Below are 19,615 nucleotides of genomic sequence, written 5' to 3' on the forward strand. Positions count from 1 at the left end.
GCCGATGACTTTCCCGCACACTCGCATCCTCCGGTCGTCTCGAACGCGTTTGCACTGCAAACGCTGCCTCGAGACGTCCTACGGATTCTTCATTTCAGCTAAGCGGGAAAGCATCTAGTTGGCAGAACGATCCCCCCTCTTTCTGGGCCTCGCCCGACCGCCCAAGTATCTGGGTCTCCCTGTCGGATACCTGGTGGTGCTGGCGACCGGGGTCGTTCTGCCGTTCATCTGGACCAAGTCGATGGTGTTTTTCCTGATCGGCCTTGTCGCCTATCCGATCCTCTGGTTCGTCGCCGACCGTGAGCCGCATTTCTTCGAAGTGCTGCGCGTCTCCTTTGGATCAGTGCGCCCGACGAAGAACCGGGCCCTGCACGGAGGCGACAGCTTTGGCGCTTGATGCGGGCACACTTTCCACTCACGGAACTGCTCTCCTTAAAGCGGGTGGCGCGGAGTTCGCGCGGGAGAGCTATCTCGCGGAGCACTTGCCGTATTTCGCGCTCGCGGATGACGATGTGATGGTGCTGCGCGAGGGCGACCTCTTGGCGACCCTGCGCCTTGATGGTCTGAACCCGATGACTAGCGAAGACGCCCGGCTTGATGCGCTGAAGCGCGCGGTCGCCGCCATCGTCGCCCAGACCGGCAACGCCTTCGGTTTCTACATCCACCGGATCTCCGTGCCGCAGGATCTCGGGATGCGCCCCATCGAGGGAGACAGTTTCGCAGCCGCGATCGACGCGCGCTGGCGGGCCCATGTCAAAGACCTCCGCCCCGCCAAGCGCCAGCTCTATCTCAGCGTCATCCGGCGCCCGGACATCTCCGCGCGCATCCCGCTTCTGCGCGCTCTGGCCCGCAAGGCCTGGGTCAAGGATCGCGCGACACGCCTGCAGGAGCTGAACGAGGTCATGGGCTTCTTCGAGGTGGCGCTTGCCTCGGCCAATCCAGTCAGGCTCACGAAGTCGGACGGTGAATGGCTGGGCTATCTCAATACGCTGAACGCAGGCAGCTTCTCCCCCATCGCCTTCGGGCAGAGCGCCCTGCCCCTCTCGCATACCCTGAGCAACTGTCGCGCGACCTTTGATGGCGATGTCGTCACCCTGACCGACGTCGTGACCGGTCAGGTCAAATACGGCGCGCTCTTCTCAATGAAGTCCTATCCGGCGCTGACCGACGTCACGCTGCTCGACGCGCTCGACCTGCCGCTCGACATCGTGCTGACGAACTCCTTCAGCCCGATCCCGAACAACATCATGGCCGAACGCATCCAGCGCATCATCCGCCAGATGCACGCCTCCGACGATGCGGCCGTCTCCTTGCGCGAACAGCTCGGGCAAGCAGCCGACGACCAGGAAGCGGGCCGCATCGCCTTTGGCGACCATCACCTCTCCATCGCGGTCTACGCCCCGGACCGCGACACGCTCGAACGCGCCGCCGCCCAGATCAAACGCGTTGGCCAGGAGATCATGTCGGTGATCGTGCGCGAGAACATGGCGCTGAAAGCCACGTATTTTGCGCAGTCGCCCGGCAATTTCGGCTACCGGGCGCGGAAGACGCCGATTTCCTCGATCAACTTCGCGGATTTCGCGGCCCTGCACGGCAGCGTCGAGGGGCGTGGGCCGGACCAGTCACCCTGGGGCCAGACCATCTCGGTCCTGCCGACGGTTGGCACCTCGGGCTATCGGTTCAATTTCCACGAGGCGGGCAGCCCTGGCAAGGAACCGACCGTTGGCCATACCCTTGTGCTGGGGCGCACTGGCACCGGCAAGACACTGACCACTGCTTTCCTCGCAGCACAAGCGCAGCGGGTCGGCGCGCGGCTCTTTTTCTTCGATAAGGATCGCGGGCTTGAGATGGCCGTCCGCGCCCTTGGTGGACGGTACAACGAAATCCGTGCCGGGGTGCCCACGGGGCTCAACCCACTCGCTACGGAGACCGACGAGCGCGGCCGAGCCTGGCTCTCGGACTGGCTCGCGACCCTTCTCACACGCAATGGAACCCTCTCGGGCGAGCAATCTCGCCATATCCAGAGCGCCGTCGGCCAGAACGCCGATGCGGGCGCGACCTTGCAGCGCTTTGTCAGTTTCGAGACCCTGTTCAAGTCGCTCGATGACGACGGCGAGTTGCAATCCCGCGTCGCCGAATGGGCGCCAGGTGGGCGCTATGGCTGGGTCTTTGACGAGCCCGAGCGCGGCGCAGGCCTCAAGCTCACGGGCGACATCGTTGGGTTTGATATGACCGAGATCCTCGACATGACCACCGAGCGCATGGCGGTGCTCTCCTACATCTTCCGCCAGATCGAACGCGTGGTCGAGGATCGCCGCCCCACCATCATCGTGCTCGACGAGGCCTGGAAGCTCTTGGACGATACCTATTTCGGGGCGCGGCTGGAAAACTGGCTGGTTACGCTTCGCAAGATGAACTGCGTCGTGATCATGATGACGCAATATCCGAGCCAACTGCGCGACAGCCGCGTCGGCAAAACCATCGTCGAGACGGTGCCGACGCAGATCCTCTTCCCGAACGATCGTGCTGCTGTCTCCGATTACGATTTCCTGCGCGTGAACGCCAAGGAGGCCGCGCTCCTCGTCCAGCCCACCATTGGCCAGCGCATCGCCCTTGTCCGCTCGGCGGGCGACAGCGTCTTCGTCGACGCCGACCTCTCCGCCTTGGGCAACCTCCTTCCCATCCTTGGCGGCGGCGCCACAGGCGAGGCGCGTGTGCCCGCCGATTGGCGCGCCAATCCCGATTTCTGGAGACATGTGATATGAGTTTGAAACCTCTCCTCGTGCTTTGCGCCGCCGCAAGCCTGCTGTCGGCTTGCGAGAAATACACCGAGAAAACCTCGCCCTGCTTCGGACGCAATGGCGAGCCGCAGGTGACGCGGTCCGCGCTTTCCTTCTCGACCATGGGCGCACCGGCTCAGGAGACGGCCAAACCCGACTGCACCTTCGAGCCCCTGCCCCGTCCGGAATGAGCCGCGCCTCGATCATATCCGCCGGGCTTTGCCTTGGCCTCGGCGCCCTGCCCGCACATGCCCAGGGAGTGCCGACACAGGACAATTCCGGGATCGGTCGCGCCATCGCGCGGGTGACGGCGCTGGTCGAAGATCTGGGCGTCCAGCAGGACAAGGATCGGACCGAGTCCACGCTCGCCGATGTCCAGGCCGACCAGTTGCGCGTTCTCGAAGAGATGACGGCAGCGATCACTGGTCCCGGTTTCGATATCCGCGCGCTCGAGGGCAATGCGGATTTCGGGGTGGCGGCGGTCTATCCGAACACCGATCCGAGCCCGATGAACAGCCGCCTCTTCGGCGAAGGCCGTGAGACCGTCGAGATGATGATCGTCGAGGTCGCGGGCGAATTCGCAGGCGCCCCCGGTGTGGCCCGTGCCGGGCTCTCGGCCACCCAGTGGCGCTGCCTCTTCCAGGCCCTGATCAAACAGGAAAGCCGCTTCAACGTCGCCGCCGAAAGCCCGGTCGGGGCCTATGGCTTGACCCAGCTCATGCCCGGCACCGCCTCCGATCTTGGAGTCGACCGCTATGACGTGAAAGACAACCTGCGCGGCGGCGCACGTTATATCACCACCCAGCTCAATCGGTTCGGCAATATCCCGCACGCGCTTGCAGCCTATAACGCAGGCCCGGGCCGGGTCATCGAATATGGCGGCGTGCCACCCTTTGCCGAAACGCAAGGCTACGTGCGCAATATCTCGAAGTTCTACAACGAGTATCTCGCCGTGGTGGGCGGTGCCGATGTGCTTGGCACGCTCTCACCTTCAGACTTTGCGCTCGCCGAATATGCCAGCATCTCCGAGGCCGGCGTCTATTACGCCGCCGACAGCTCCGCCACCACCGAACAGGTCATCAACCGGTTGCGCGCGATCATCTTGCAGATCGATGCGCAGCCCAATGCCAAGGCGGCTTGGGAGCTTAACACCTACGCCAAGGCCGAGATCGGCCGCATCCTCAACCTCCGCGTCCGGCTTATGGCCGCCAACCAGCAGCGCGAGGCGGCCTATGCGCAGCACCTCGTGGCCGACCGGCTGGCCGAGCGCGACTTCATGCAGATGGGAGTTCCCGAATGAGACACCTTCTCCTGACCGCCGCGGCGGTCACAACACTCGGGCTCGCTTCGCCCGCTGCTGCCCAAGGCGTCCCAACCTTTGACGGCTCGGCATTGCAGCAGTTCGTGGCCCAGCTCGAGCACATGGCCGAGGACCTGAATGTCCAGATGCAGCAGCTCGCGACCATGCGGCTGGAACTGGAAACCCAGCTGTCGCAGCTGACGAACCTCGAGGCGCAACTGACCTCGCTCATTGAAAGCAGCGGGCTCGGAGAACTCTTCGCCACGGTCGAAGAATTCCGCGCGCTGCGTGGCAAACTGGTGGCCCCGCTCAATACCGCGCAATCGCTGGCGAGCGGCGATTTCCTGAGCGGCTTCAATCCCGGCGCGGAACTGTCGGCCTCGGTCGAACGGGTGCTGTCGGGCAGTGGCTTTACCTCGGAGCGCCTGAGCACGCTCTCAGGCTCCGACCAGCCCGCCGACAACCGCATCGCCACCTCAGCCGGGGCCAGTGCCATGCTGTCGGTCGCAGCGCAAGAAAGCCATGAAGAGGCAGGCCAGAGCCTCGAACGGCTCGAGACAATGGTCGGGCTCATCGACGATCAGGACGGGCTGAAAGCCGCCGTCGATCTGAACACTCGTGTCACCGCCGAGCTCGGCATCATTCTAACCCAGATCTGGCGGCTGGAAGCAGCGCAAGGCGTGAGCGCCGGCCAGCTCGGCGTCGTCGATGCCGCAACCCTCGCGGATGAGCGCAAGTTCCGCTCGATGGCGGTGGATCCATGAGAATGTCCATGACCCGCAGGTTGGCGCCAATCCGGTCTCTTGGTCTCGCAGCACTTGTCATGAGTGCCACACCCAGTGTTGCGTTGGCCCAAACCCCGACCACGCAGCCATCCGGTGAAACACCCTTCAGCTCGATGGCCATCGCGCGGGAAGCAGAGGACAATTGCCGCATTCCAAAACCGCCCGCCGATCTGGCCGAGACCGCCTATCTGCGCAACGGCTACCGCGCGATCCTGCGCATCCTTGTTGCTGAAGAAGCCCTCGCCTCGGAAACCTGCACCTGCCTGCTGGATCAGTTCACCTGGGATCAGGCGCTTGACGCCCTGCCCCGGTTCCAGACCTCGGACAATCCGCGCCTGCCTTTCAAGGTACTCGATCTCTACGCTCAGGCCGATGCGCTCGAGGCGCAAGTCGTGGAGGCCTGTGCCGAGTAGATGGGCGTTATTCGCGACATCCTGAGCCAGGTCGACGCCGCGGTGGATACCGTGGCGCAGGACGGCTTTGTCTCCTCGGCGGGTGCCGTCGGCGACGTGATCTCCGCCGGGGCCGCACTCCTTGTCGTGCTCCTCGGAATCAATGCGGTCATGCAACTCCGCCCCCTGCCCTTCGGCACCGGCTTTGCCTTCGGGATGAAGGTGGCACTGGTGGGGATATTCGCGCAAAGCTGGGACAATTTCAGCGTCATCTATGACATCGTCACGCGGGTTCCGGACTCCGTCGGTGCCTCGATCCTGGCGCTCACCGGCTCGGGCGACGAGGCCGGGGTCTATGAAAGCCTCGACAACATGGTTGCCCGCATCACCGCCTATGGCGATACGATCGGCGACCGCGCGGGCTGGGTCTTCGGCGCAGTCTTGGGCGCAATCTTCTTCGTCCTTTCAGCCGTCTTTGCCGCCGTCACCGCCGGGATCATCGCCTTCGCCCGCATCGTCTTCGCGCTGATGATCGTCATCGCCCCCTTCATGATCGTGACCTCGCTCTTCAAGCCGACCCAGTCCCTCTTCGAGGCCTGGACCCGCGCCACCATCGGCTATGCGCTCATGCCGGTCGCGGCCGCCGGGGCCGCGGGCATCATCGTGGCGATCGCCGAGGCCATCGGGGACGCCTCCGCCGATCCCGGTGACGTCGAAACCGTCAGCCTCATCCTGCCCTTCCTCGTGATCCTGATCCTCAGCGCCGGGATCATGGCCTCGGTCCCCTACATCGCCTCCAACCTCACAGGCGTCGTGGGCATTGCGTCCAATGCCGTGGGCCTGACCGGGCTTGCACGTCAGGGCTTTGTAAACACACGCCAGTACGGCACGGGCGCAACCTCGCGCCTCGTCACCGGCAAGTCTCCCCATGAGCTGAACCAGATGGCGAACGCGGGTGTGGTGAAGACCGGCGAGATGATCCGGCAAAGCCCCGGCGCGCTTCTCTCAGCCGCCAAGGCCTTCCGCAAACCCTGATGTGAAAGACGATTGACTTGAAGAAGCTTGTGACCAGTTCCCCCGCGCCCGATCGCGATGCTTTCGAGGCGGATTTCATCTACGGGCCAAGACGGCGCGAACGCTTTGCCTGGTTCGTCGCGGCGGCCGGCGTTTTGGCCGGCGTGGCCGGCATGGTCGCGGGCGCGAGCCTTTTTCCCCTCAAAACGACCGAGACCTTCGTGGTCGTTGTGGACAAGGAAACCGGCGAGATGGATCGGGTCGCCGCCGTCCAGGCGCTGACCCTTTCCGAGAGCGACGCCATCATCCAGGCCAATCTCGTGGCCTATGTCGACGATCGAGAGACCTATGACCTGACCGATGGCGAGCAACGCATCAACTCGGTGCTCGACCGCTCGGATGGCGACGCCGCTCGCACATTGCGCGATCTCTGGTCCTCCACCAACGAGGACTACCCGATCACCGTCTATGGCCGCGACGCCAAGATCGAGGTGGTGATCAAGTCGGTCAACCAGATCGAGCGCGGCGTGGCCCAGGTCCGCTTTACCCGCACGCTGCGCCGTCCCCGCGACACCCGCACCGTCACCCGGTCCTATGTCGCCACTGTCGGCTATGACTTCCAACCCGAAACCCGCCAGCGCCTTCAGGATGTCTGGGCCAACCCCTTGGGCTTCGTGGTGACCTCCTACCGCGTCGACGCCGAGACCCTGGAGAACTGACCAAGATGAAATCCCTGCCCGCGCTCCTCCTGGCGCTTGCCATGCCCGTTGCAGCATTCGCCGAGGCCACGCCGCAAGGCGGTCCGCTCGATATCCGCATCCGCACTGCTGTCTACAATGAAAACCAAGTCTACCGGATCGAGACCGATCTTCGGCATTCGACCACGATCCATTTCGAGGCGGGCGAGCGGTTTGAAGCAGTGATTGTCGGCGACACCGAAAGCTTCCAGGTCGATCCAATCCCCGAGCTTGGCAATGTGCTGACCATCAAACCGCATGTGGCCAATGCCTCCACCAACATGACGGTCATCACAAACCGCCGCACCTATTCCTTCCATCTGCGCGAGGGCTCGATTCCGAACCGCACCGGCATGTTCTTCGAGGTGCGCTTCCGCTACCCCGACGAGGAACGCCGCGCGGCGGGTGCAACCCAGCCCAAAGGCTTCGAGGCACCGCGCAACTATAACTACCGCGTCTCGGGCGAGGGGGATTTCCGCCCCAGCCATATCTACGACGACGGGCGCTACACGTATTTTGTCTTCCCGGAGAATGGCCGCCAGCCCGCCCTCTTCAAGGCAGATGACCAGGGCCGCGAGCGCACGGTGAACTGGACCCAACAGGGAAACACGGTCCGGGTGCTCGGGGTGAACACCTACTGGACACTGCGCATCGGCGGCGAGGCAATTTGTGCCTGGCGCGACGAGAGCGCGATCTACGTGAGCAACTGACCATGGCCGATCAAACTCCTCCCGATCTTCAGGACCGCCTTGACCAGTTCAGCCAGCGCGGCAAATCCAAACGCCGCGGCAACAGCCTCGGGGTCGGCGCGCTCGCCGCTGCTCTTGCCCTCGGCGGAGCCGGGGTGGCGTATTTCCTGGCCACTGGTCTGCAGGAAGGCGACAGCGCGCTTGAGACCTCCGATGTCGAGACCTTTCAGGACCGCCGCCCCGGCACCGGCGGGCGGCTGGAGTTTCCGCCTGACGAAACCGAGCAACGGGTCAATGAGGCGCTGATCGCCGTCGAGGAAGCGCTTGATGTGCCTGCGGCCCCTGCCCCGGAACCGAGCGCCGCGGTGCTGGCCGAGATTGCCAAGCTGCGCGAGGCCCTCGCCGCCAGCCAGGCTGCGCGCAACTCGGAAATCCAGTCCGCCGTTGCGGACCTGCGCGAGGCCTTCGACGAACAGAAGGCGGCGCTTGAAGCACTTATTGTGGAGAAAGAGGCCGAGCTTGCCAACCTGCAGCGTCAGACCGAGACTCGCATCGAAGGTTTGCAGGCCATGCTCGATGCCGAACGCGCGCAGCGCGAGGGGCTCGAGGCCGAGCTCGACCGAGAGGGGCTGATCGCCGATCAGCGCCTTCTCGAAGAACGCCGCCGTCAGGAAGAGGAGCAGCGCCTGCGCGAGGCCGAGCGGGTTGCCGAGGAGCTTCTGACCGCGCAGATCAAATCCCCTGCCGTGGTCTACGCCGATGGTCCACGAGGTGGCCAAAGTGGCGCGGCGGTTGCCGATCCTGCTGCCGCTGGCACTGGCGGGCCGGTCCGCTCGGGCAATGAGCAGTTCCTGCAAAGTGCGCGGCCGCTCGAAGTGCAGGAGGCCGCGCGTCTCACCCATCCTGAGCGCACCCTGACCCAAGGGTCCGTCATCCAGGCCGCGCTTCAGACCGCCATCAATAGCGATCTGCCTGGCTCCGTGGTCGCGGTCGTCTCCGAGCCGGTCCCGGCGTTTTCCGGGGACCGGATCCTGATCCCCCGGGGCTCCCGCCTTTTTGGCCAATACCGCTCCGGGATCGAGATGCACCAGAAGCGCATCCTGATCCTTTGGACCCGTGTCCTGACACCGGACGGCACCTCGATGGAAATCGCCGCCGTGGGCGGAGATCAACTCGGTCGCTCGGGGCTTACTGGCCTCGTCGACACCAAGTTCGCCGAGCGCTTCGGCGGTGCGGCGCTGATTTCCGTGATCGGGGCGGCACCGGCCGTGGCGGCGGAGAGTGCTAACAACGAAACCACAAGCATCGTCCTTGGCGATGTCGGCAGCGACCTTCAGGATGCCGTCGGATCGGTCATTGCCGACCAGGTTTCGATCGCACCGACGATCTATGTCGATCAGGGGGCCTCGGTCACCGTGCTCGTGGACAGGGATGTGGTGATTTACTGATGGAGCAGGCATCACCAGCCTCATACCTCGAACGCTATCTCGACCCGTTCCGCGACCTCCTGAAGCGCGACGACGTTGTCGAAATCGCTATCAATCCGGACGGCAAGGTCTGGCTCGAGGTCGCAGGCGACGCCACCATGCGCCACGAAGGTCAGACCGTGGATCGCACCACAGCCCTCAACATGGCCCAGACCATCGTCGGCGACGCCAAGGCCCGCGTCTCTGAAAAGAACCCGCTCGTGTCCGGCAAGGTGGAATATGCAGGCCGGCCCCTCCGGGTCCAGGTCGCCGTGCCGCCCGCCATCGATCGCGGGGCCTCGATCACCATCCGTCTCTTCGCCGCGGGCAACGTCCGGGACTACGCGCCCACCTATCTCTTCGGCAAAGCCGTCTCGCTCGACGCGCTCCGCGCCGAGAAGATGAAGAACATTGCCAGTCTTGCCGAAGAGAACCTCGAGGCTGCCCTACAGACCCTGGTCGAGGCACGGCTCAACGTCCTGATCAGCGGCGGCACCTCGACCGGCAAGACAACCTTTGCTCGGCACCTCCTGACCCATGTGAGCGAGCACGAGCGGCTGATCACCATCGAGGACGCCTTCGAGCTCTTCCCCGGCCAACCCAACACCGTCGCCCTCCTGGCCGACCGCGGTGCCGGGTCGCAACGCAGCGCCAACGCCCTCCTTCAAGCCTCCCTCCGCATGCGCCCCGACCGCATCATCGTTGGCGAGCTGCGCGGCGCCGAGGCCCTGACCTATCTCGAAGCGATCAACACGGGCCATGGCGGATCGGTTTCCACCATCCACGCGGAAACCGCAGAGCTCGCCATCGACCGGTTGGCGATCATGGTGCTGCAGGCTGGGACGCCGCTGACCTTTGCCGAGGTGCGGGAATATATCCGGAAGTCCATCGATGTAATCGTCCAGCTCGGGCGGGTCGAGGGGAGGCGGGGGATTACGGAGTTCTATCTGCCTGGATCGCGAGACGTTCCGACAGAGCGAGCGTAGAGCGAAAATACCCTATTTCGTCTATGACAGGCACAGGTGTTCCCGTAATTTAGGAACATTAGTAAGAGTTGTTAAGGTGTATTGCCTGAAAAGGTTCACGATTTGAAAGGACGAATTGAGGAGCCTTTAGATTATTAGAGGCTTCGCAGCCAAATTTTAAGGCAAGGTAGGCGACATGGGGACCAAAAGTTTCAGCACAAGTTTAAGCGGGATGCGATGCATCAGATTACAGTGCGGGTATTCGGGAATTGAGACCTCGCGACGTTTGGGTGGCGGTACGCACCTCAACCCGATTAGCTTTGGGTTACCGATATTACCTAGATCATGACTTATGAAGGCTTGCTGTACATGTGCGTCGTCAATGACCTGTTCTCACGCCGTGTGGTTCGCTGGGACGCCTGTTGTGTGTGAAAGAACACTGAACTGGCTCTGCAGGCTCTATTGATGGCCGTATAGCGGTGTAAGCCAAACGGTGAAGCCTCGGTAGGCTCGGAGCAAGGCCCGCAATTCACAAGCCGGAAGTGACAGACGTTCTTGTACCAGCGCAGCCTAGACCCGCGCATGAGCCGACCTGGAAACAGCTATTACAACATAGTGGTCGAGAGTTTTTTCCAATCTTTGAGACGAGAGCGGATCAGGCGACGAGTATATCAAACACGCGATGAAGCAAGTCGTTACATGTTAGACAACATCAAGTATTTCATGAACTAAAACGAACGCACACGAGCAACGGAATACTGCCGCCCATTGATTTCGACATCAAGCAGCAGAACTGAACTAAGCAGGTGTATAGAAAACTAGGGGCATCTCGGTTCTTGTAAAGAGTTGCTTAGTTTCCTGTTAGAGTGACTGAGAAAGTCTACTGGCGTGCATTTGCAGAGTTGGTAGGTACTCTTCCTGTAACTTTTGCGTGCTGATCCTCGCGCTGGAGGCGCTCATGCTCATAGCTGCGACTACGTTTCCTTGGTTGTCTAGAACTGGTACAGCCATAGAGACCATTCCCTCTTCAAGTTCATTGACGGTGATTTCGAAGCCAACGTTCTTGACCTTTTTGATTCTCTCGGAAAGCTGATCTTTATTAGTTATTGTTACTGGCGTAAGCTTTTGGAGCTTATTTTTGTTCAAGTATTTGGTTAGAATTTCATTTGACTGTGCCGCTAAGAGGACGCGCCCTGTGGCGGAAGCGTATGCTGGCAGACGTCCACCTAATTTGGCGAGGCTGGAAACTATTCTTTCAGCTTCAGCACGAGCGACAAATACCGCGTAACCTTCCTCGAAAATTGCTAGCGAAATTGATTCGTTCAATTCGTCCCGAGCAGCCTCAAGATGTGCCTCCGCCAATTGGGGCAATGAGGCTGACTCATAGTAGGCTGCGCCGAGGCGAAGCATTCTTGGAGTTGGTCTATATTTGGACCCCTGTCGAAAGAGGTATCCAGCATCAGCAAGTGTGAGCAGGCAGCGCCTAGCGCTCGCCCGTGACAGACCCGCCAACTCTGCTGCACTGGCGACTGTGAGGTGCTCGTGATTCGACCCGAAAGCCTCGATAATTGTTAAGCCCTTGGCCAAGCCTGCCATGCCTTCTGGGGCGCGAGCTTTCGAAGGTGCAGGCTTCTTAAAGTTTGCGCCATCTGTCATTGGAAATTGTTTACCTGCTGTTTTGGTGTGATCAAACCACTATTCCGAATGCGGGGCTAAAGTAAGAAACCCATTGATTACCGGTTGATGCTGATCTCTATTTTTGTTCATAGGCACAGTTCGATTGCACCAATTGGTTGATCGCCGAGGTTACTCTTCCCCGTAAGGACTTATCATATGACTCCAGTGAGGGGCATGCCAAGCGCAATGTAGCCGTTGCTCTGCACGCCAACTCTGGACCACCCGAGGCTGGAGTTTTCGGGGTTTGTTCGCGATGATGGGCTGGTTGCGCCGTCGGGAAAGTGCAATAAGTTCGGGGCGTTGCATCCGATTTCGCAATGCAGTCTGTCGTCGCTTTAGTGTCTACGCCAATTCTCCAGCATTTTACCTGCATCTGCAAGGCTCTTGAACCAGTGGGGGGTGAGATGGTCCCTATTTCCCGGACAGTTTTGCGGCGCTGCTAAGCTTGCCTGTTGATCATGCCGCCGCCTGGAGGTCAGGGCCCTGATGGGCCTCGACCGGTGTTCTGCCGCCGAGCGCGGAATGCGGGCGCTCGGTGTTGTAGAAGTCGATCCACTTGCCGATGCCTGTCCGGGCTGCCGACCCGGTTTCGAATGCGTTCAGATAGACGCATTCGTACTTCAATGACCGCCATAGCCGTTCGATCATGACGTTGTCCATCCAACGACCTCGGCCGTCCATGGAGACTTTCACCGTCGCGTCGTGCAGGATCTGCGTGAAGCGCGGACTGGTGAACTGGCTGCCCTGGTCCGTGTTGAAGATCTCGGGCCTGCCATGCAGCCTGAGCGCATCCTCCAGCGCCTCGATGCAGAACTCGGTATCCATCGTGTTCGACAACCGCCAGGACAGAACCCTGCGCGTGCCCCAGTCCATGATCGCGACCAGATAGAGAAAGCCGCGCCGCATCGGGATTTATGTTATATCGGCACACCAGACGTGGTTGGGGCGTGTGATCACCAGGTCCCTGAGCAGATACGGATACTTGCGGTGCTCCGGATGCGGCACCGTCGTCTTTGGCTTCTGGTAGACGGCCCGCAGGCCCATCCGCGCCATCAGCCGCCGGACGCGCTTGCGCCCGACGCAATAGCCCTGCTTACGCAGGTGCCTTGCCATCTGACGGTTGCCATAGAACGGCGTCTCCATGAACTGGGCATCGATCAACTTCATCAGCGCCAGGTTCAGCGGCGTCTCCGTCCTGCCCGGGCCATACCATGCCGACCGGCTGATCCTGACCAGAGCGCATTGCCGGGTGATCGACAGCACGAGGTGCCACGGATCGATCATCTTTCGCCTCCGGGCCATGCTCACCGCCCGGAGGCTTTCGCTAAAAAATCCCGTTCCACAACGAGCTGGCCGATTTTGGCGTGCAACTTCTCGATCTCGCCGTCCTTCTCGGCGGCCTTCGCCTCGGCTTTGCCCGAGAAAATCCCGGACATGCCCTCGAGCGCCTGCCGCTTCCAGGTGTTGATCAAGGTCTGATGCACGCCATGCTTTGCCACCAGCTCGGCGACCGTCAGCTCGCCACGGATGGCCTCGAGCGCCACCTTCGCCTTAAACTCGGCGCCGTAATTCTTTCGTTTGTCAGCCACGCTGTTCTTCCTCGTCATCGTTGGCGGCAAGCTTAGCAGTGTGTCCGGTTTTCAGGGACCACCTCACTCAGATCCAGTGCCGGACAGAAGCATGAGTGAATATCGACGACTGTTAGAACCCAGGGCAATGCAACCACACTTGAACCAGGTCTTCATTAAGGCTCGCTCTTGCCCCACGCGGAGCGTTGACAAGCGCGGCTCCAGTCAATATGGTTCGCTAATAGAACGTCGTTCGCTTATCGAACGTACGGAGGGGACTAAAGTTGCCCAAATAAAGGACTGGGTGCTTGGTGCGAAAAAACCGTGGAGGACGCATGAGGAAGATTTCGCTAAAGAAAGCTGTATTTGCAGCTTTTGTGGGAGTAGTTGGGACGTTGACAGTCGGCACCGTCGCGACGGCACAAGAGTTTACTCTGAAACTACATCAGTTTTTGCCTGCCCAGGCTCACGTGCCCAAGAATGTCTTGGACGTATGGGCCGACAATGTGGAGCGCGATTCCGGCGGCCGCATCAAAATTGAACGGTATCCTTCAATGCAACTCGGAGGCAGGCCTCCTGAATTGATCGAGCAAGTCACAGACGGCGCAGTTGATATCATTTGGACTGTAATCGGCTATACCCCTGGTCGTTTCCCGCGCACCGAAGTTTTTGAACTACCCTTCATTCTCCCGAACGCCGAAGTTGGATCTCGCGCCTTCTACGAGATGTTCGAAAACGAAATGAAGGACGAAGAGTTTAAGGATATGCATGTCCTGGGCGTTTGGACTCATGGACCGGGATCCTTTCATTCGTCCAAGCCCATCGTGAACTTGGAAGATCTGAGGGGGATGAAGATTCGCGGTGCGTCTCGCACGGTCAACATGCTTCTCGAAGAACTGGGCGCAACGCCGGTAGGAATGCCAGTTCCGGCCGTTCCTGAATCTTTGTCGAAGGGCGTGATTGATGCAGCGACTCTACCTTGGGAGGTAGTTCTAAGTTTGAAAGTTCCAGAACTTGTTCACAATCACACGGAGTTCACAGGAAACGCTCTCTACACTGCCACGTTTGTGTTCGCCATGAATAATGCAACCTATGATGGTCTTCCTGACGATTTGAAGAAAGTGATCGACGACAATTCGGGCTTTGAATTCTCTGCCTGGGCTGGAGTTACTCAAGAAGCCTACGCGTCACCAAGCCGCGAAATTGCTCGAGAGATGGGGAACAGTATCGTAGTTCTGGATGAAGAACAGTCAAAAATCTGGAGAGATGCTGCGCAACCTGTCTACGACAAATGGGCTGCTGACATGGACGAGCGCGGTTTTGACGGCTCCGCTTTGATTGAAGAGGCAGAAAAGCTCATAGCGAAGTATTCTGCTGAGCAAAAATAAAGCGCGAAAAAAATATCTAGGGGTCAGGTGCGTCGAAGTGCCTGGCCCTTGAAGCGATGAATGAAACGGTTCCATGCATTGAGCGCGGCGCTAAAAATAAAATTCCTGTTGGGAGGGCCAGAATTGGCGACATATAGGTTCTTTGAGCAGCTATCAAAAGCTGCGGCAATATTTGGTGGTCTTGTATTGATTGGCATCACCATTTTGACATGTGCGTCTATTGCGGGTCGGGCAATGATTGGCCTAGGCCTAGGTCCAATCAAAGGTGACTTTGAATTGGTTGAGGCTGGTGTAGCAATAGCTGTATGTGCGTTTCTTCCTTGGTGCCAAATGCAGCGAGGACATGCGACCGTCGATCTTTTTACGAATATGCTTCCCATTGATGTAAATCGTTGGATCAATCTGATTTCTGAAGCGCTGATGGCGATGGCGCTGGCTGTGATGACTTGGAAACTGTGGGACGGAATGGCAAATAAATTCGAATATGGCGATACAACTTTCATCCTCGAGATGCCTGTTTGGTGGCCCTACTTGGCTTGTTTCATTGTTTTGGTTCTCGCGTGTGTCGTTGCGGCATATCTTGTATTCGCAAGAGCCGTAGAGGCTTCAACCAAGACAAACATCATTTCTGGCTCGGGAGCGGTCCATTGAGTGTTCTTGAAATAGGAATTTGGTCGTTTCCTGCCCTTCTTGTCCTAATCTTTCTCCGTATTCCCATCGGTCTGTCGATGTTGGTTGCCGGAGTGCTCGGCTCGTATCTAGTCACTGACAGTTGGTTGCCCATCTTGTCGAAAATGAAAAATGAGACTTACTCAACATTTTCAAGCTATTCGCTGTCTATCGTGCCGTTGTTCTTGCTTATGGGCCAGTTTGCAACTTTGGGCGGAATGTCGCAGGCGCTGTTTAACTCAGCCGAAAAATGGGTAGGGCACAAAAGAGGCGGCGTTGCTATGGCCGCTATTGGCGCTTGCGCTGGTTTCGGTTCGATTTGTGGTTCTTCCTTGGCCACGGCTGCTACAATGAGCCAGGTCGCTCTACCGGAACTGCGCCGGCACGGGTATTCTGGACAATTGGCTACAGGCACTCTGGCCGCCGGCGGGACGCTTGGGATTTTGATTCCTCCGTCGTTTGTTCTTGTTATCTATGCCATTCTGACGGAACAGAATATTGCAAAGCTATTTGTTGTGGCGTTTATTCCTGGGCTCCTCGCTGCTTTAGGATATATGATCGCAATTTCAATCTATGTTAGACTATTCCCCGAAACTGCCGGATCGAGGGAGAGAGCTCCCTATTCAGAAAGATTTCGATCGCTGATTGAGGTTTGGCCGGTAGTAGTGATTTTTCTTGCAGTAGTAGGAGGAATCTACTCCGGTTGGTTTACACCGACCGAGGGAGCTGCCGTTGGTGCCGCAGGAACTGGTCTTCTGGCTTTGATCAATGGCGGGCTAACTTGGAAGACACTTGTGTCGTGTCTGCTGTCAACAGCATCCGCAACAGCCATGATTTTCTTCATCGTTTTTGGCGCAAGTATCTACAATGGCTTTTTAGCTTTGAGCCAAGTTCCTGTCGAACTTGCGAATTGGGTAGTAGAGCTAGGGCTGAACCCGTGGGCAGTCTTGGTCTTGATTCTGTTGGTCTACTTAGTTTTGGGGTGCGTCATGGATTCTCTGTCTATGATTTTACTTACGATCCCAATTTTTTTCCCCATAGTCTCTGCGCTTGATTATGGGCTGGGAGCTGAGGAGTTTGCACTCTGGTTTGGGATCATTGTTCTTATCGTAGTGGAGGTGGGGTTAATTACACCACCGGTCGGTATGAACCTTTTCGTTATCAATTCTATGGCAAAGGAAACGCCTCTTTCTGCTACGTTTAGAGGTGTCGTGCCTTTCATTTTGTCCGATTTGATTAGGACTGCGATATTGGTAATGTTCCCCTCAATTACATTGGTGCTTTTGCGAATGCTTTACTGACCGTTGGCGGGATAGACTTCGCCTTTCTCAACTTAGTCTTCTTCCGCCTAAGTCGCACTTAATCTCGCAGAGCAGTGAAGTGAATGAAAATTCGGAGATTAACAGGTTAGCCGGAGTATGGAGCCCACATTACTTTGTGGGCTCCATACAAAATCCGAAGTCGATGTTGAGTAGCAGCTTAGGTTACTTCGCAAAAATTCAGGCATCCTGCCGTTGCCTAACTTTGCTAGGTAGCGGCGTACGACCTTCGGCAATGAAAAGTTGAAAGATGATCGACTCGAACGATGCCTTAGCCGTTTTCGAGGAATTTGGAATACCAAAGGAGGAATTATGCCTAAACGTACCTTTGTTTTGGTGCCGGGAGCCTGGTTTGGTGGCTGGGTTTGGCGCGATCTGGCTGAGCGACTGCGTATGCAGGGGTGTATCGTCACTACCCCAACACTAACCGGTCTAGGTGAGCGCTGTCATACTAATTCCAATTCTGCCGATCTGACCCTTCATATTGAGGATGTAGTTTCGCACATTCAAATGGAAGGGCTAGACAATGTTGATCTATTGGGGTGGAGCTACGGAGGTATGGTTATCTCCGGGGTGCACTCCAGAATCCCTGAAAAAATTAGATCTCTAATATTTTTCGATGCATTTATGCCTGATAACGGTATGTCGCTGGTAGATATGATAGATATCGATAAACGGGAATTGTACGATACGGCACGAGGCGCAGACCAAAAAATTCCTCCCATTTCTATGAAGGCTTTCGGCGTTAACGATCCAACAGTACTTGAATTTGTAGAGCCGCGGACGTGCTTGCAGCCTTGGCGTACGTTTTTTGAGCCAGTTAGTGTTTCGCCTGACATCGGTCTAGTTTCGCAGTCTTATATACTTTGCACCAAATGGGGAATAGTTTCGCCTATGACTCGTTTTCTGCCTTTGGCGCTTACGCGCAAGGCGAATGTAATTAAAGTCAAAGGTAGTCATCTGGCAATGCTGACCGAACCAGATGAATCACTTGCTGCCGTACTATCCACTCCTTAAGGCGCCCTAAACCGATTCATCACATACATTTAGATTTGCTCAGATGTACCGCAGAAATCTCATATTATAGATGGCACAGTTTGCGGGCTAGCGATGTAATTGATGGGCTACCGCTTCCGCGCAAGATCCCGATCTTTTGTGGGGGCAGTCAGTATCAGTTATAGAATCGCAAATTTCGTTTTCAGCGTGTGAATGCTCTGGAGGAGTGCCAAATTCATTCGGCTAACATTCTAGGGTGGAGATTTTCCTCCGAATTGTTGTTGTGAGGTACGTGAAAACAATGCAGATGGTTGCTCGCCAAAGATGGCTATCTAGAGCCTCATCCATTCTGCTGCTCGGTGGAACCGTTTTCACTCTCGCAGATTTGTTAAGTGAAAATCACTTGTTTGCAGGAGCTGCGATGGTGTTGATCGTGTCTCACATTCTATTGTGCTGGCATTCCGTGCGATCGAACTCCAAAATTATGTTCCTACTCGCCATCCTATCTGGGTTGTTATTGATTCTTGCCGGGGGCGAGGTGGAAAGCCTTGCCCTTGCTGCGAGCCGCGCGCTCTACCTTCCAGCGCTGCTGACCGTCATGGCGATTCTGCGGGTGGCTGCGACACGTTCGAAAATCGTTAGCACCGCTGCGCACTTCCTGGTCACCCAGTCACCTTCACGGAGGTTTGCGCTTTTGGCAAGCGGAAGTCATATCTTTGGCATCTTGCTGAACCTTGGTGGTATCCAGCTTCTGTTAACGATTGCGTTGTCGCAGCGTAACCGTCTCGCGCCAACGCACGATATTGGAGAAGTACAGGGCCAGAGAATTACAAATGCAGTACTCCGCGGATTCGGAGCGACGATTCTTTGGTCGCCTATGGGCCTCGCGATCAACATGCTCATCCCAATGATGCCGAGCATCGATTACATTTCCTATCTGCCATATGGTCTCGGTCTAACTGTGATATTCTTCGTCCTAGGTTGGATCTTTGATCGCCTGGAAAACACGGTTCACCCTACATTTGTACCACCGACTCATGAAGGCGCTGGTTTGGCGATGGTCGCGCTTCTCGGATTAGTTCTCTCTATCACGGGGTTATCGGCTGTTTCGGAGGCGCTGATCGGAATTCCATTACGTGCGGCAATTCTAATTGTTATTCCCTTAGTAGCGGTCCTTTGGGTGCTACTAACTGAAAGGCAACCCTTCTCTAATAGCCTGACATCCCTCGCCCGCGAAGGTTTCAAAGCGCTCCCGGATTCCACCAGTGAAATTTGCCTGATTGGGGCCAGTGCCTTTCTTGGTTTTACTGTTGTTGAAATACTACCAGTCGATCATCTTCGAAAGCTGTTTGAGAGTGTTTCAATTAGTCCTGGGGCAGTGGGATGCATTGTTATTCTTCTTATGACAGCGGCTGGCCAACTTGGTTTATCGCCGATGGTAAGTGCGTTGGTTTGTACCGGTGCAATAATCTCATCAGGAATTGATGTGCCCGATCTGATATTGATGATAGCTGTCATGTGTGGCTGGTCTGGTACCATGCTCATTTCTCCATTTGCATCACCATTGGCGATCGCCGTGGCCTTGACTGGCAAGCCCGCTCATGAGGTTGGGCTGAAATGGAACGGCAGCTTTGTGGTGTGCTATTATTTGGTAATAATGATAGTACTTTTGATCGCAGGCGCGATGACCTGAGCTAATGGGATGAACAGCCTTCCCACCAACCCGCTGCTAGAGTGTCGGACTAGGGTCAGGACTCATAGCCAATAGATGACCAGCGCGGCGAGTGCGATTGCGGAGAGGAAGACCTTGGGGCATCTGTCGTATCGTGTGGCCACACGTCGCCAATCCTTCAGCCTGCCAAACATGATC

Annotated in this window: 17 protein-coding genes and 2 pseudogenes; 16 read left to right on the top strand and 3 right to left on the bottom strand. The window is 57.8% G+C overall.

Annotated features, from left to right (window positions below; translation table 11 throughout):
* Positions 1 to 118 precede the first annotated feature (118 nt).
* The 11 genes from PRI8871_RS19090 to virB11 are packed head-to-tail and all read left to right on the top strand — an operon-like array spanning position 119 to position 10,149.
* On the top strand, positions 119 to 397 hold the full coding sequence (locus PRI8871_RS19090; protein ID WP_009574107.1) for a VirB3 family type IV secretion system protein: 279 nt from the start codon (positions 119 to 121) through the stop codon (positions 395 to 397).
* On the top strand, positions 387 to 2,765 hold the full coding sequence (locus PRI8871_RS19095; RefSeq protein WP_108887777.1) for a VirB4 family type IV secretion/conjugal transfer ATPase: 2,379 nt from the start codon (positions 387 to 389) through the stop codon (positions 2,763 to 2,765). The genes PRI8871_RS19090 and PRI8871_RS19095 overlap by 11 nt, the downstream gene beginning before the upstream one ends.
* The gene (locus PRI8871_RS19100) at positions 2,762 to 2,971 is read left to right on the top strand and encodes a hypothetical protein (RefSeq protein ID WP_009574109.1); all 210 of its coding nucleotides are present in this window, start codon (positions 2,762 to 2,764) and stop codon (positions 2,969 to 2,971) included. The genes PRI8871_RS19095 and PRI8871_RS19100 overlap by 4 nt, the downstream gene beginning before the upstream one ends.
* Complete coding sequence (locus PRI8871_RS19105; protein WP_108887778.1) at positions 2,968 to 4,080, top strand: lytic transglycosylase domain-containing protein; 1,113 nt, start codon at positions 2,968 to 2,970, stop codon at positions 4,078 to 4,080. The genes PRI8871_RS19100 and PRI8871_RS19105 overlap by 4 nt, the downstream gene beginning before the upstream one ends.
* Complete coding sequence (locus PRI8871_RS19110) at positions 4,077 to 4,844, top strand: type IV secretion system protein (protein WP_108887779.1); 768 nt, start codon at positions 4,077 to 4,079, stop codon at positions 4,842 to 4,844. The genes PRI8871_RS19105 and PRI8871_RS19110 overlap by 4 nt, the downstream gene beginning before the upstream one ends.
* Positions 4,845 to 4,852: 8 nt before the next feature.
* A complete protein-coding gene (locus PRI8871_RS19115) occupies positions 4,853 to 5,278 on the top strand; it encodes a hypothetical protein (protein WP_108887784.1) in 426 nt (141 codons plus the stop codon).
* The gene (locus PRI8871_RS19120; RefSeq protein ID WP_009574113.1) at positions 5,279 to 6,292 is read left to right on the top strand and encodes a TrbL/VirB6 family protein; all 1,014 of its coding nucleotides are present in this window, start codon (positions 5,279 to 5,281) and stop codon (positions 6,290 to 6,292) included.
* Positions 6,293 to 6,309: 17 nt separating this feature from the next.
* Positions 6,310 to 6,990, top strand: a complete 681-nt coding sequence (locus PRI8871_RS19125) for a VirB8 family type IV secretion system protein (RefSeq protein WP_009574114.1) — start codon at positions 6,310 to 6,312, stop codon at positions 6,988 to 6,990.
* A 5-nt stretch (positions 6,991 to 6,995) separates the two neighbouring features.
* Positions 6,996 to 7,718 (top strand): TrbG/VirB9 family P-type conjugative transfer protein, encoded by a 723-nt coding sequence (locus PRI8871_RS19130; RefSeq protein WP_108887780.1) that lies wholly within the window; start codon positions 6,996 to 6,998, stop codon positions 7,716 to 7,718.
* 2 nt (positions 7,719 to 7,720) lie between these two features.
* Positions 7,721 to 9,145: a TraB/TrbI/VirB10 family type IV secretion system protein gene (locus PRI8871_RS19135; protein ID WP_009574116.1), complete on the top strand. Its 1,425-nt coding sequence runs from the start codon at positions 7,721 to 7,723 to the stop codon at positions 9,143 to 9,145.
* Positions 9,145 to 10,149, top strand: coding sequence for a P-type DNA transfer ATPase VirB11 (gene virB11 / locus PRI8871_RS19140; protein ID WP_009574117.1), 1,005 nt, complete (start codon positions 9,145 to 9,147; stop codon positions 10,147 to 10,149). The genes PRI8871_RS19135 and virB11 overlap by 1 nt, the downstream gene beginning before the upstream one ends.
* An 840-nt stretch (positions 10,150 to 10,989) precedes the next feature.
* On the opposite strand, the gene PRI8871_RS19145 is transcribed toward virB11, so the two are convergent.
* Both PRI8871_RS19145 and PRI8871_RS19150 read right to left on the bottom strand, forming a co-directional pair.
* Positions 10,990 to 11,784, bottom strand: coding sequence for an IclR family transcriptional regulator domain-containing protein (locus PRI8871_RS19145; protein ID WP_009574118.1), 795 nt, complete (start codon positions 11,782 to 11,784; stop codon positions 10,990 to 10,992).
* A gap of 477 nt (positions 11,785 to 12,261) precedes the next feature.
* Positions 12,262 to 13,412, bottom strand: a pseudogene (locus PRI8871_RS19150) (IS3 family transposase).
* Positions 13,413 to 13,708: 296 nt separating this feature from the next.
* Between PRI8871_RS19150 and PRI8871_RS19155 the strand changes: the two are divergent.
* From PRI8871_RS19155 to PRI8871_RS19175, 5 genes are all read left to right on the top strand, one after another.
* Positions 13,709 to 14,761 (top strand): TRAP transporter substrate-binding protein, encoded by a 1,053-nt coding sequence (locus tag PRI8871_RS19155; RefSeq protein WP_009574122.1) that lies wholly within the window; start codon positions 13,709 to 13,711, stop codon positions 14,759 to 14,761.
* Positions 14,762 to 14,821: 60 nt separating this feature from the next.
* The gene (locus PRI8871_RS19160) at positions 14,822 to 15,412 is read left to right on the top strand and encodes a TRAP transporter small permease (RefSeq protein WP_009574123.1); all 591 of its coding nucleotides are present in this window, start codon (positions 14,822 to 14,824) and stop codon (positions 15,410 to 15,412) included.
* Positions 15,409 to 16,731, top strand: coding sequence for a TRAP transporter large permease (locus PRI8871_RS19165; protein ID WP_009574124.1), 1,323 nt, complete (start codon positions 15,409 to 15,411; stop codon positions 16,729 to 16,731). The genes PRI8871_RS19160 and PRI8871_RS19165 overlap by 4 nt, the downstream gene beginning before the upstream one ends.
* 330 nt (positions 16,732 to 17,061) lie before the next feature.
* Positions 17,062 to 17,766, top strand: a complete 705-nt coding sequence (locus tag PRI8871_RS19170) for an alpha/beta hydrolase (protein WP_108887781.1) — start codon at positions 17,062 to 17,064, stop codon at positions 17,764 to 17,766.
* Positions 17,767 to 18,046: 280 nt separating this feature from the next.
* Entirely contained in the window at positions 18,047 to 19,438 is a 1,392-nt protein-coding gene (locus tag PRI8871_RS19175; RefSeq protein WP_245897992.1) for a hypothetical protein, read from the top strand.
* Between the two features lie 62 nt (positions 19,439 to 19,500).
* Here PRI8871_RS19175 and PRI8871_RS19180 read toward each other — a convergent pair.
* A pseudogene (locus tag PRI8871_RS19180) lies at positions 19,501 to 19,615 on the bottom strand (IS5/IS1182 family transposase); the annotation flags it as partial.

The organism is Pseudoprimorskyibacter insulae (assembly GCF_900302505.1).
In the GTDB taxonomy this organism is placed as follows: domain Bacteria; phylum Pseudomonadota; class Alphaproteobacteria; order Rhodobacterales; family Rhodobacteraceae; genus Pseudoprimorskyibacter; species Pseudoprimorskyibacter insulae.